This window comes from Metamycoplasma faucium, assembly GCF_045160055.1.
Classification (GTDB): Bacteria; Bacillota_I; Bacilli_A; order Mycoplasmatales; family Metamycoplasmataceae; genus Metamycoplasma; species Metamycoplasma faucium.
In genome coordinates, this window is sequence record NZ_CP088155.1 from 1 (window position 1) to 14,064 (window position 14,064).

The window sequence follows — 14,064 nt, forward strand, 5'->3', positions numbered from 1 at the left end:
ATGATTAATTCAAGCCAACAATTAGAAAAAGAAATTGATTTAAAAGTTAAAAATATTACTTTGCAAAATGATCTAAAAAATAATATAGCAGACAATATGATTTATGAACAATTTTTTTCGGAAATTAGTATTTGTCATGAAGAGAATGAAACAATATATTTATTAGTTCCTGAAAAAATAAAAGACTTTCTTAAAAATAAATATTTTGACTTGCTAGATAGAATTATTAAAAATGTTTATAACAAAAAAGTAAATGTGATTCTTATAGACAACATATCTGAACTTAAATCATTAGAAGTTTCTCCAAGTATTAGTCAGACGAAACCTAAAAAAACAAATATAAATCCCGAATTAAATTTTTCAAAATATGCTGAAGGCAAATTTAATGCTATCGTTATAAAAGCTGCTAAAACTATTTTTAATAATAAAGAAGTTTTATATTCACCTCTTTTTATATATGGAGCAAGTGGACTTGGAAAAACACATTTATTACATGCTATTGGTAATGAATTATTAAAAATAAATAAATCTTGTTTTTATATTAATCCTGATGAATTAACTAGAAAGCTAGTTGAGCAATTAAAAAATAGAAACCAAGAAGAAATTAATAAAATTGTTGATGACTTAACTAGTTATGATTGTCTTATGTTTGATGATGTTCAACAATATGCTAATAAGGAAAGTACTTTAACCGTTTTGTTCAATATTATCAATATTATGATTAATGCAAAAAAGCAAATAATAATTACAGCTGATAAAAAACCAGAAGACCTTGGTGGTTTTGAACAAAGATTCGTAACAAGGTTTAGTGGAGGATTGACATTAAATATAGCATCACCCGAAATGGATGATGTAATTAGAATATTAAAGTTTAAATTAAAACAAAATAATATCAATCCTGAATTGTGAGAAGATGAATCATTTAAATTCATTGCAAGAAATTTTTCAGTATCAATTAGATCAATTGAAGGTGCAATAAATAGAATTAAATTATTTAGTGAAGGCGATGATTATTTCACTTATGATATCGCTACAATAAAATCAATATTTAAGAATGTTTCACAAGTTAAGGATAGTATTACACCGGAAAGAATTATAGATGTCGTTGCAAAATTTTATAAATTGGAAAAAAAGAAAATAGTTGCAAAAACACGTAAAGAGGAAATTGTAATTGCTAGACGAATATCAATGTGATTAATCAAAAATAATTTCGAATATTCGCTAGAAGAAATTGGAAAAATGTTTGGTAATCAGTCTCATTCAACTGTTATTGTTTCCATTCAATGAATTGATAACAACATGAAATCAAATTCAGCACTAAAATTTGCAATAGAAAAAATAAAAGAAAATTTAAATAAAATCTTATAGAAAGGAAAAATATGGAAATTAAAATTAATAAAATAATATTGGATAATGCCATCGAGTTGGTTGCAAAGGCAATAGATCAAAATCCTTTTATTCCTGTAATGAAGGGGGTTTTGATTGAGGCAGAAGACAATAAAATAACGTTAATTGGTTCTAATGGAGAAATTAGTATTAAACACACTATAAATACTAGTATGGATTCTTCAATTATTACTCCAGGTGTGGCATTAATTGAATTAAACATGTTTAGAAATATTGTTAAAAAAGTTGATTCAGATTTGCAAATAATTACCAATGATAATATTATGCAAATAAAATCGAGTGATGATATATACACATTGAATTTATACAATAATTTCGATTACCCTACCATTGATTTTACAATATATGGAGAAATGTTAAAAATTAAATGGCAAGACCTAAAAGACATTGCTAAAAACGTTTGATTTGCAGCATCTCAAAATGAAGCAAACTTAATATTGTGTTGTGTAAATATATCAGCAAAAAACAAACAATTAAAAATGCTTGCAACGGATAGATATAGATATGCAGAGCAAATACTTCCTATTGAAAATGATATTAACTTTAATATTTCATTATTATCAAAAAATCTAAAAGATTTATTATCCTTTGAATTTAATGGAGATATTAATTTATATATATCTGACCACAAAATTATTTTCCAAATCGATAACAATATAATACAATCAAAAATAGTTGAACAAATATACCAAGATGTTTCTAAAATAATTCCAAAAGATTTTCCTTTTACATTAACAATTTCTAAAAAAGAAATTTCATCATTATTAAATAAAGCCAGTGTAATTATTAATGAAAACTATAATAAAATACGATTAACAATTAAAAATAATGTGTTAACACTATCTTCATCTCGTGATGAAATAGCTAATGTGGTACTTAAAACTAAGAATTTTATCTATAATGGCGATGAATTAAAATTATTATTAAATGGTAAATTTTTAAAAGATGCAATTTCGGTATTTGATGATGAAATTAATATTTACATTACTAAAGATCATATGAGATTAGTTGCTAAATCTGATTCAAACCCAAACAATATACAATTGTTTACACCGCAAAAAGGATTCTAATGGAAATAGAAATATATGGTGATTACATAAAGGTTAGTCAATTTTTGAAAAAAGTAGGAATTATTGATACGGGTGGTAAAACAAAATTCTTTATTAAAACTCACAAAATTTTAATAAACAACAAAGAAATTGAGGGTAGAAATTCAAAAATTAAGGTTGGAGATATTGTTTGAATAGATGATAATGTTTATAAAATCGTTTTTTTAAAAAACAAAGTTAATGAATAAAATAAAAAATAATATACAATATAGAAATATTATTGAGATTAAGGAGTGAAATCATATGCCAGGAAGAGATCAACTAACAGGACAAAAAGCACTTAGCGGAAATAAAAGATCACATGCATTAAATGCTACAAAAAGAACATTTGATCTTAATCTTCAAAAAGTTACAATAAATGATAATGGTTCAAATAAAACCATTCGTGTAACAGCTAAAAATGCTAGAACCTTAAAAAAATATGGTTTAGTAAAATAATTTTTATTAAAAAGCCGCAAGAGTGGCTTTTTATTTTAGATAGCACAAAGGAGATAAAATGAACTTATATATTTTTGCAGAATATGAAGAAATAGAATTATTGGATAGAAATGCAAATATTAAATTCATCAAAGAAGAAACAATAGATAATGAATTTAAAAAAATTCAAAAAATTACTTTTTATAAGTATAAAAATAAAAAATTTGCGGTTGCAATATCTGGTGTAGGAAAAGTTAATTCATCACTTTTTTTATGTTATTTATTAAGTAAATATAAATTTAAAAATGTAATAAACATAGGTCCTGCCGGAAGCAATGAACGTGAAAAAATTGCAAATTCATTCCTAATTGAAAAAGCATATTATGGTGATGTTGACTTAACCTCACTTCCTAATTATGAAATTGGTATGTTACCAAATTTAAAAAAATACTTTTACACAAGCAATAATTTAAATAAAATCATTAACAAAAAATTAAATTTAGATTTTAGAGTGATAGCAACGCAAGATAAGTTTAATACTAATTACCAAGGTGATTTAAAGTCAAAAAGTTTATATGATATGGAATGTGCTTCTTTTGCACATACAGCATTGTTTTTTAACATACCTTTTTCAGCAATAAAAGTTATTTCTGATAATTCTAATTTGTCACAATACAAAAACAATAATTTAATTTGAAAAAGTAAAATTTATAACATATTTTTAAACTTAATAGGAGAACTATAACAATGAAAAAATATATAGATATTCATACACATCCTTTTGAAGAATATTACCAAGATCCTTTAAAAGTAGTAAATGAATGACATAACAATAATATTGATTTTATGTTTGTAAATGGCACAAATAAAGAAGATTGTGTTGAACTAATGAAACTATGTAAAAAAGAAAAATTTTTATATCCAATAATAGGAATTCATCCAACTGAATCAAAAGGAAAAAATGATGGTGAATTCTTAAAATCTATTATTAACAAAGAAGTAATTGGAATAGGTGAAATTGGATTAGATTATCATTATGAAGATTCTCCTTCAAAAGAAATTCAAATGGAAGGTTTTATTTCACAATTGAATGTTGCATTAGAATACAACCTTGTTCCAGTTTTACATATACGAGACGCATTAGAAGACGCATATAATATAATTACTAATGATAAATATAAAAAAATGAATATAGTATTTCATTCGTATAGTGGAGATGTAGAATTTACAAAAAAATGTTTATCTCATGACAATTTATATTTTTCGTTTTCCGGTGTCGTGACATTTAAAAATGCAAAAAAAATACAAGATTCTCTTTGTTTAATTCCTATTGACAGAATTTTTTGTGAAACTGATTCTCCATATTTAGCGCCTGTTCCTATGAGAGGGAAACCAAACATTAGTCCATATGTTGAATACACATACAAATATATTTCAAATCTCAAAAATATTGATGAAACAAAATTAATATTACAAATAAGAGAAAATATAAAAAAAGTATTTAAAATTTAATTATGGAAAATATAAAAGCTAAAAAATCACTTGGACAAAATTTTTTAATAAATGATCACGTTGTGGAAAAAATATTAAATGCAATTGATTATTCAAAATATGAGAATATATTGGAAATTGGTCCAGGGTACGGAGCATTAACAAAATCAATAGTTAAAAAATGTAAGAAACTTATAGCTTATGAAATCGATTTAGATCTTGTTGAATATTTAACAAAATTAAAAGTAAAAAATTTGGAAATAATTAACGATAATTTCTTAAATGCAGATTTGACAAAATATAAAGATTTAGTAGTGTTTGGTAATATTCCTTACAATATAACAACAGATATAATTTTTAAATTAATTACAAATAGTAAAAATATTAGATATGCAATACTAATGATGCAAAAAGAAGTTGCGGATAGAATTTTATCACCAATAAAATGTAAAACATATGGTAAGCTAACTTTAAGTGTATCTTATGTAGCAAATTCAAAAAAAATTATTGATGTTCACCCTAATGATTTCAACCCAAAACCAAAAGTAAATTCAACTGTTATAATTCTAGATTTCAATAAAAATTATGAGTATGATTTATTCTCATTTTTATCTTTTATAAAGGTTATTTTTCAATTTAAGAGAAAAACATTATGAAATAACTTATCTACAAAATATAATAAAAATGTTCTAGAAAATGTATTTAAAATTTTAAATCTTAATATGCAAATTAGATCTGAAGAATTAACATTAGAAATGATTAAACAAATTTACGCTAAACTTAATTTTTAATATAAGCATTAATTTAAAATAAGAACAAAAAATATGCATTTTATATTATGCATATTTTTAAGTATATTTTATCCAAGCTTAATCATATGTTTTAAAGTTCTAACATATTGATTCACAAAAGAACTTTCATTGTCATATCATGAATATACTTTATACAAGTTTTTGCCATCAACACTTAGAACTGACGTCATTTTTGCATCAAATATAGACCCAGCGGTTGCACCTATAATGTCACTTGATACTATTTCATCTTCTGTATAAAATAATGATTCAGATGAAGCTTTTTTCATTGCTTTATTTATTTCCTCAACAGTAGGGTTCTTTTTTAATTCGACACTAACATCAATAATTGAACCAGTTATTGTTGGAACACGTAAGGCAATTCCATTCATTTTTCCATTTAATGCAGGTATAACTTTTCCTATTGACTTAGCAGCTCCAGTAGTAGTAGGTATCATATTTGCAGCAGCTGCTCTTGCTCTTCTTAAATCAGAATGAGGTGCATCTTGTAGTCTTTGATCAGCGGTATATGAATGAATTGTTGTCATAAAAGCCTTTTCAACACCAAAGTTATTTTCTAATACATTCATAACGGGTGCTAAGCAATTTGTTGTACATGAAGCACCAGAAACCACTTTATCATCTTTTGTTAAAATGTTGTGATTTACAGAATATACGATTGTTTTAACATCTCCACTTTTTGCAGGTGCTGTAATTAAAACTTTTTTTGCTCCAGCATCAATATGTTTTGACGCTCCTTCTAATGTTACAAATCTTCCTGTTCCTTCAACCACTAAATCAACATTATATTTTTTTCATGGTAATGATGATGGATCTTTTTCAGCAAAAATAGGGAATTCCTTTCCATCAACAATTATTGATGAATCAGTAAATGAAATATTATTTTTCATTTGCCCATGCGCTGTATCATATTTTAATAAATGAGCTAAAGTTTTTGCATCGGTTAAATCATTAATAGCAACAACTTCAACATCTTTATCATTAAAAATTTCTCTAAATACTAAACGGCCTATTCTTCCAAATCCGTTTATAGCTATTCTAGATTTTGCCATATATTTTCTCCTTATTATTTATTGTATTTTTAATCATAATTTATAACTTAATTATTATATTATTTTTTTATTTTAATTTTGTTCCAATAATCAATCTATAACATTAATAACTTCTATCCCTTGTTCATTATATTTTTCTATTTCATCATTTGTAATAATACATTTAGGATAATTATCATTAATACTTAATAATGATTTAAATTGCTCCTTATATAAACGTTCATTATTTTTTATTGAATCTATTATTTGATAATATTTAACTTCATTATTCTTTATTGCAACAAAGCTTATTTCTGTTCAATTTATAGTTCCAACATAAACATTATAATTATGTTTCAATAATTCTAAGCAAACAATATTTTCTAATAAATAACTATTTGATAAAGGATTTTTAGAATATAAGAAATTCTTAATTCCCAAATCAGAAGCATAATATTTATTTCCTGACGATAGTATCTTTTTAAATTTCGGATCATATCTTTTGACTTCATAAACTATAAAGGCATTAAGAATAAATTTTATATAGTTATCCGCAGTGTGTGAGGATATTCTATTACCAGTTGCATTCAATGCATTTGTTATTTTATTATCTGTTGTTATAACACCAATATTTTCATAAAAATATTCAATAATCTTTTTTAGAATAATAGTACTAGATACTTTAGAATATTCAACGATATCATTTAAGATAATTGAGTTTATCAAATCCTCTAATTTAATTTTAATTTCATCTTTATTATTATTGTTTAATAAAGCGGGGAATGAACCATATTGTATAAATTTTTTATATAAATCTTTTTTTGTCTTTTTATCTTTTAAATAAAAATTGTAATATTCAGAAAATGATAATGGATATATTTTAAGCTCTGATACATTTTCATCACTAATTTCGTTAATTATTTTTGACAAAATCATTTTGCTATTTAATCCTGAAATATAAAAATCCATGTGTAAATTATTGTTCTCATTAAATAATATACTTATCACTTTTTCAAACTCGTAAACTAAATTAATTTCATCCAAAAATAAATATTTTTTATCTTCAATGTTTTGAATTTTTGACTTAATATAAGAAATAATTTCATTTTTAGAAGTTAAATCAATATTGGCTACATTCTTGAAATTTATTTTTATAATATTATTTTCAGGAATACCATTGTTTACTAAACTATTAATAAATAAATCCATTATTGTTGATTTGCCAGATCTTTTAATACCAGTTAATACTTTAATTCTATTGTTATTTTTCAATTCATTAAGTTTATTGACATAAAATTCTCTATTAATTACTGCCATTCTTTTTTTCTCCTTTCTTATTTAAATATAATAATTTTATTATTTAATTGCAATATATTTCAAAAAAAATAATAAAAAAAAATACTTTGCAATTAAATACAAAATATTTTTACACTATTTTTCAAGTATTTCAAATAATTTAGCTAAACCTGCCTTTTTAAATTTAGGTCCTACTAACGAAGCATTGTTCCTTATTTCCTTTAATCCATTCCCCATGCAAATAAAGGCACCTAGATAATTTATTGTTTCACTATCATTCCCAGAGTCACCAATATGAACTGCTTTAGAAGTAGGTATATTTAATAACTTACAGATATATGAATCGCCTTTTCCTTTTGTTGCATTAAAATTTGTAATTTCAAGTGCATATCCTTTTGACACTATTTGTACAGCAATATTTATGAACTCTTTTAATAAAATGTTTTTTAATTCTTTTATACCTTTTTTAGTTTTCCCAAATGTTAATATCTTTGTGCAATTTGTTATTTGATTTTTTTCATCATATGATCTTTTTTCATATTTTCTAGCTCAAATGCTAATGAATTTTAATTTTGCTTTTGAACCATAAATTACGTTACCACTATTAAATATATAGAGCATTTTTTCATTCTCAAGTAATTTAATAATTTGAACAGCGTCATCTTTTTGTATTTCATACTTAACTAATATATTATTATTAGCATCAACAATAACTCCGCCATTTTGGCATATTGCATAAGGACTATTTGTTTCTTTTAACAAATCCATAACAAATGCAGAATTAGACCTTCCTGTTGAAAAAACAACAGGCTTAGTTTTATTTATCTTTTTTATCGCTTCAACATTTTTCCGACTAATTTTAGATTTAGATTTAGGTAAGTCTAACGTAGTTCCGTCTAAATCTATAAAATATATTTGAGGTTTAAAATCCATATTTCCCACTTATTGTTTTGATTATATTATCGATATAATTTAATATATTATAAATAAAAAACATTTCTATTGTGAAATGTAATTTATTGTTTAATTTTAAAAGTTTTTTAGAATTTCTTCCATTGGTAAATATCCAGAAGAAGTATTAACTAATTTTCCATCTTTATAATAGAATAGTGAAGGTATACCTGTAACATTCATTTCTCTTGCAAAATCAATATTCTTGTCAACATCGAAATCAAATACATTGATATCAGTATATCTATTTGCTAACATTTGAAGTTCAGGACCAATCATTTGACATGGAGGACATCAAGTAGCTCTAAAAGCTAAAATTGCTTTGCCTTCTAAATGTCTATCTTTTAATTCTGATTTAGTTATTCTTTCCAACATTTCATTTCCTTTATTTTATTTTTGTTATTTATAATAATTTTAATATGCTTTTGCAAATATTACAATTCTTTTTGTTTTTTTGTTTGTATAAAAACATTTATCGCCAGAAATATTAATAGGGGTTTTGAATGGGCAACATCTTGTAGAAGCTCCAGTCTCTTCTTTTATTTTTACCTCATCTTGGTCTGTTCCTGCAAACAAAGTAATTACTCATTTCCCTTCGGATATTAGTTTTTTAAATTCATTATAATTACTTGCTATTGAAAAATTATTATTTAATCTAGTAAGAGCATTATTATATAAATTATTTTGAATTTCTTCTAATATTTTTTGTGTTTCAAAAAATACATTTTCAATTTTAATGGTTATTTTTTCCAATGTGTCTCGACGAACAAATATAACTTGGTTATTTTTTACATCATTAGGGCCAATTTCTATTCTTAATGGTGTACCATGAATTTCACTATTAGCCGCTTTGAATCCAGGGTTTTTATCACTTTTATCGATGCTAACTCTAAATTCTTTAGTTAAAACATTATATATATCATTAGAAATTTTGCTCACAAGGCTATCTTTTTTAGAAAATAATTCTAATATATCAATTTGGACAGGAGCAATTCTAGGAGGAATTATAATTCCATGGTCATCACCATGTGTCATAATCAAAGCACCTATTAATCTAGTAGTTGTTCCTCAACTAGTACCATATGGATTAACTAATTTATTTTCCTCATTTTTATAAGTAACATTAAATGCTTTTGTAAAGTTTTGGCCCAAATAATGGCTAGTACCTGCTTGCAAAGCTTTTCCATCTTTCATCATTGCTTCAATAGTATAAGTGTCAACTGCACCAGAAAATTTTTCGTGTTCAGTTTTTTGACCTTCAACAATAGGAATAGCTAAATATTCTTTTAAAAAGTTTTTATAAATATATAAAATTTCTAAAGTTAATTTTCTTGCTTCTTCCTCAGTCTTATGAATTGTATGTCCCTCTTGTCACAAAAATTCTCTAGTCCTTAAGAAAGGGTTAGTAGTTTTCTCCCAACGAACAACGTTTGCTCATTGATTGAAAATCAATGGTAGTTCATTATATAAATTTAATTCATTTTTAAAAAACTCACCAAATAAAGTTTCGCTTGTAGGACGCACATAAAATTTTTCACTTAATTTCTTTCCGCCAATTTCTGTTATAGTTGCAAGTTCAGGATTAAACCCTTGAACATGTTCTTTTTCTTTTTGAAGTAATGATTCAGGTATTAATAATGGTAAATAAACGTTTTTAACATTTTTTGTTTTAAACATTTTATCTAATGTATTTCTAATATTTTCTCAAATAGCAAAAGACAATGGTTTGAATATTATTGATCCTTTAGAAGAACCATAACTCATTAAGTCACCATTTTTTATAACATCAGTATATCAAGAAGCAAAATCTTCTTTTTGTAAAGTAATTTTTTCAATTTTTTTCATTTTCAAATTAATAAGCAATTGCTAAAATAGGTTTAGCATTTCAATTTTCTTTTAGTATTTTTTTATACTCTAAATATTCTTCTTTGGTTTTTAACATTTTTATTTTAAATAAATATTTAAATGTAAACATTAATAGTGGACTAATAGAAATTAAGAAAGCAACCAAAATTATGTCAATTAAAATTGCTTTAGTTCAAATTAAAGTATGTGAAAAACCTTTATAAGGGTTTTCAGAAAATAATGGTTTAGCAAAATGAAGAAAATCATATAAAAATGTAGTTGCAGCATTTCCTGCTTCCATTCTTTTTAAATATATTTGGTCAGATGTAAGACCAGGTTCAGGTTTATAACCATTAAATGCTTTAACAAATAATGTAGTATACATTACAAAATAAAAGAATATATATCCGGCAACATAAAAAGTTGATCATGCAATATCTCTTTTTCACATTATTAAATCATTTTTTGCAAATAGAAACCCTACAAAGGCAAAAATTGGCATTATTAAATGAGATAAATAAACATGAAAGTAATTATATCATTTAAGACGACCAGTAAATCTTTCTGTTAATCTATATGAAACAAAACCTCAATATAAAATTACCCCGAATACTAAGTATGTAAAAGCAAAATTTAAAAATCTTCTTGCTGATAATTGATATTTTTTATTCAATGCATAATTAATTAATGAAACAGATGCTAATAAATTAATATGTACAGTTAAATAAGTAAAACGCATTAAAAATTGTCAAATAAATTTATCTTTAAATATTGCTCATTCTTCTTTTGTTTTCTTATGTTTAAATAATAAACTTTGACCATTATTAAAATCATATGTATCATAAAAAATTAAATCGTTTATTAAAGAACCAACTAAAAAAGTAAGTAAAACAATGCCAATAATTAAAGCAACTATTTTATTTGGTGTCATTTTTAATGATTCTTTAGCGTTTTGATCGCTAACTATTTTTTGTTTTTGTATATCCATAATTAAATTAACTCCTCAAATATGTCTTCTCCAGTTTCAACGATTGGAACTCCAAAATTACGTGCTACAATATTTCCTGCAGTTCCTAATCCTTTAAGTGGTCTAGCAAATACTTTAGGTTTTTTAAATGATTTTGAAAATATTGTTAACGGTAGCGCTTCACGTGTATGATCTTGGCCTGGCATTGTTGGATCATTACCATGATCAGAAGTCATAATTAATAAATCATCATCACGCATCGCATTAATAAGTTTCCCTAATTTAATGTCAAGTCTTGATATATTTTCGCTATAACCAATTGGATTTCTTCGATGTCCATAATGACTGTCAAATTGTACCAAATTAACAAAAATAAATTGATTTTCTGAATTAGATGAAGCTATATTAATTGCTACATCCATATTTTCATCATCTGAAGCAGGACCATAAACAGTATTTATTCCAACACCGCTAAAAATATCTTTTATTTTTCCAACGGCAACAACATCAACTCCTTTTGTTTTAAGGTCTTCTAAAATAACATGTGAAGTTGGTTTATTTGCAAAATCATGGCGGTTAAATGTTCTTATAAATTTATCATTTTCAAATACAAAAGGTCTCGATATAACTCTAGCAACATTTCATTCAGGTCTAGATGAACAAATTTCTCTAGCCTTTTTAGCATATTCATTAAGTTTTTCAACACCTAAAGTTTTTTCATCACCACATATTTGCATAGTTGAATCAGGTGAAGTATAAACAATCATATCTCCTGTTTTAATATGTTGTTGTCCTAATTCTTCTAAAATAACAGTTCCTGATTCATGACGATTCCCAATAATTTTTCTTCCATCAAAAGCTTTTGAAATTTCTTTTAATAAATCTTCAGGAAATCCTTTTTCAATAAATTGAGGACTTGGAACTTTAGTATATACTCCCATCATTTCCCAATGTCCAGTAAGAGTATCTTTGCCATTTGACATTTCGTAAATTTTTCCAACATATGCTAATGGATGTTTATTTCTTGCAACATGTCCAGCCATTTTTGCGACTTCAGTAATTCCTAATTTTTGTCAATTTGGAATATTTAATGGTAAAACTTCTGAAGCATGTAAAAAACTATTAGCACCTTTATCCCCAAACTCTTCTTGTCTAGGTTCAGGACCAATACCGAGCCCATCAGTTACAATAAAAAATATTCTTCTAAATTTTGGCATTTAAATCCTTTCTTCTTTTATTTTTTTAATCATTAAATAAATATAAATTAATGGTTATATATTACATTTATATATTACCATTTTTTAAAAATTAAGATAATTAAAGACAAAAATATCTAATAAATTTGTTTATAAAATTACTTTTTTATAGATTGAATTACATGGGTTATTCATTAATAAACACATTTTGATATAATTTTAATTAAGATTAATAAAAAAAGGAATAAGGAGAAATATTATAATGAATAAAAATTCTATTTTAAAAAGTGGGTCTATTTTGGCTTTTGTTTTGCCTATTTCTTTAATATCGATGCAAATAAAACCTAACATTTTAAATACAAAATATAAGTTAGCTATTAATAAAACTAAAAAAACCATAAATAGGTTTTTCAAAATACAAGAAAAATTCAATTATATTAAGGAAATAAATAACAATTATTTATATATACAATTTACCTTATATTATGCAGTAGTTGACAAAAATAATTTCGAAATTATTGAAATAAAAAGGGGATTTCATAAAAGTAATGAAAATTTAATATATTCTTTCCCAAATTTTAATGAAAAAAATCAAAACAAAATTTCTACGTATAGTAAAAATAAATATTCACCAATTGATGAAGATAAGTTAGATACATTACCAAATATATCTAATTTGGTGAAAGATGCATGATGATGAGCATCAAGGAACACTTTACAAAAAGTTGGATATACAGATCAAGATGATTTATTTGATAAATATGATAATTCTGGTTTATGCGAATATATTGCAATATCTAACATACTTTTATATAATCATTTATTTAAGAATAGTAATATATTCACTAATGAAGAATTTAATGAATATTTTGAATATAATAATTATAATAATTCTTTAATTAATGCCTCGCCAACCTTTAAATATTATCAATATAATGAACCAAACAAATCATTAGTTGCAAATTTATGAAGATTGAACAAAAGATGAGTAAATTTTTATGCATATTCATCGTATAAATATCCAATAAATAAATTTATTAAAAATAAAGAGGCTTTCAATACATATGAATATGATTATAAGGGAGGCGCGTATTATTGAAAAACTACTCAAAATATTAACAACAACAATCCTGTTATAGTTAGCACAACAAAAACTATGCATTCTTTTGTTATTTATGGATATGATGAGGACACAAAAATGGTGTTATTAAATTGATTATGAGGAGATAATGATTCAATAGTATTAGTAAATTATTGAAAATTAGCAGCAGCTGGTTCTGCATTAAAAATTATGTTTACTATGAGACCAAAAAGTAATAGTAATTTATATACAAATAAATTATTTAAATATAATGGTGAAATGTATACTGGTGAAGAAATTAGAAAATTGTTAAATGAATAATAAAAAGACTATTCTATATTTTTTACCATATTTAACATTCTTAATTTTCTTTTCAATATATTTATTATCTCTTTCAATATATATAAAATTAACTAAAATAATTAATCCAAATGCTATATTTTCTGAGTTGAATCAAGTTT

The 14,064-nt window shown here is 24.4% G+C and carries 15 protein-coding genes; 8 read left to right on the plus strand and 7 right to left on the minus strand.

Annotated elements, in window-relative coordinates:
* From dnaA to rsmA, 7 genes are read left to right on the plus strand one after another with little or no spacing between them, the layout of a single operon-like run.
* Positions 1-1,368, plus strand: a complete 1,368-nt coding sequence (dnaA, locus tag LQ356_RS00005; protein WP_405311621.1) for a chromosomal replication initiator protein DnaA — start codon at positions 1-3, stop codon at positions 1,366-1,368.
* A gap of 11 nt (positions 1,369-1,379) precedes the next feature.
* Entirely contained in the window at positions 1,380-2,477 is a 1,098-nt protein-coding gene (dnaN, locus tag LQ356_RS00010) for a DNA polymerase III subunit beta (RefSeq protein WP_405311623.1), read from the plus strand.
* Entirely contained in the window at positions 2,477-2,704 is a 228-nt protein-coding gene (locus tag LQ356_RS00015) for an RNA-binding S4 domain-containing protein (RefSeq protein WP_405311625.1), read from the plus strand. The genes dnaN and LQ356_RS00015 overlap by 1 nt, the downstream gene beginning before the upstream one ends.
* Positions 2,705-2,759: 55 nt before the next feature.
* Positions 2,760-2,954: a 50S ribosomal protein L28 gene (rpmB, locus tag LQ356_RS00020; protein WP_405312183.1), complete on the plus strand. Its 195-nt coding sequence runs from the start codon at positions 2,760-2,762 to the stop codon at positions 2,952-2,954.
* Between the two features lie 58 nt (positions 2,955-3,012).
* Positions 3,013-3,678 carry a 5'-methylthioadenosine/S-adenosylhomocysteine nucleosidase gene (locus tag LQ356_RS00025; protein ID WP_405311626.1) on the plus strand — a complete coding sequence of 222 codons (666 nt, stop codon included), beginning with the start codon at positions 3,013-3,015 and terminating at the stop codon, positions 3,676-3,678.
* Between the two features lie 2 nt (positions 3,679-3,680).
* A complete protein-coding gene (locus LQ356_RS00030; protein WP_405311628.1) occupies positions 3,681-4,445 on the plus strand; it encodes a TatD family hydrolase in 765 nt (254 codons plus the stop codon).
* Between the two features lie 2 nt (positions 4,446-4,447).
* On the plus strand, positions 4,448-5,215 hold the full coding sequence (gene rsmA, locus LQ356_RS00035; protein ID WP_405311630.1) for a 16S rRNA (adenine(1518)-N(6)/adenine(1519)-N(6))-dimethyltransferase RsmA: 768 nt from the start codon (positions 4,448-4,450) through the stop codon (positions 5,213-5,215).
* Between the two features lie 68 nt (positions 5,216-5,283).
* Here rsmA and gap read toward each other — a convergent pair whose 3' ends face one another.
* The 7 genes from gap to LQ356_RS00070 form a co-directional block, all read right to left on the minus strand.
* Positions 5,284-6,288 carry a type I glyceraldehyde-3-phosphate dehydrogenase gene (gene gap / locus LQ356_RS00040; protein ID WP_405311632.1) on the minus strand — a complete coding sequence of 335 codons (1,005 nt, stop codon included), beginning with the start codon at positions 6,286-6,288 and terminating at the stop codon, positions 5,284-5,286.
* 72 nt (positions 6,289-6,360) lie between these two features.
* The gene (locus LQ356_RS00045) at positions 6,361-7,584 is read right to left on the minus strand and encodes an ATP-binding protein (RefSeq protein ID WP_405311634.1); all 1,224 of its coding nucleotides are present in this window, start codon (positions 7,582-7,584) and stop codon (positions 6,361-6,363) included.
* A gap of 114 nt (positions 7,585-7,698) precedes the next feature.
* Entirely contained in the window at positions 7,699-8,496 is a 798-nt protein-coding gene (locus LQ356_RS00050; protein ID WP_405311636.1) for an HAD-IIB family hydrolase, read from the minus strand.
* 96 nt (positions 8,497-8,592) lie between these two features.
* Positions 8,593-8,889 carry a thioredoxin family protein gene (locus LQ356_RS00055; protein WP_405311638.1) on the minus strand — a complete coding sequence of 99 codons (297 nt, stop codon included), beginning with the start codon at positions 8,887-8,889 and terminating at the stop codon, positions 8,593-8,595.
* 39 nt (positions 8,890-8,928) lie between these two features.
* Positions 8,929-10,359 (minus strand): proline--tRNA ligase, encoded by a 1,431-nt coding sequence (gene proS, locus LQ356_RS00060; protein WP_405311640.1) that lies wholly within the window; start codon positions 10,357-10,359, stop codon positions 8,929-8,931.
* Between the two features lie 7 nt (positions 10,360-10,366).
* Complete coding sequence (locus tag LQ356_RS00065) at positions 10,367-11,347, minus strand: MAGa3780 family membrane protein (protein ID WP_405311641.1); 981 nt, start codon at positions 11,345-11,347, stop codon at positions 10,367-10,369.
* Positions 11,348-11,349: 2 nt separating this feature from the next.
* The gene (locus tag LQ356_RS00070; protein ID WP_405311642.1) at positions 11,350-12,543 is read right to left on the minus strand and encodes a phosphopentomutase; all 1,194 of its coding nucleotides are present in this window, start codon (positions 12,541-12,543) and stop codon (positions 11,350-11,352) included.
* Positions 12,544-12,784: 241 nt separating this feature from the next.
* On the opposite strand from LQ356_RS00070, the gene LQ356_RS00075 reads away from it, so the two are divergent.
* Positions 12,785-13,924, plus strand: coding sequence for a putative cysteine peptidase (locus LQ356_RS00075; RefSeq protein WP_405311644.1), 1,140 nt, complete (start codon positions 12,785-12,787; stop codon positions 13,922-13,924).
* Positions 13,925-14,064: the final 140 nt, after the last annotated feature.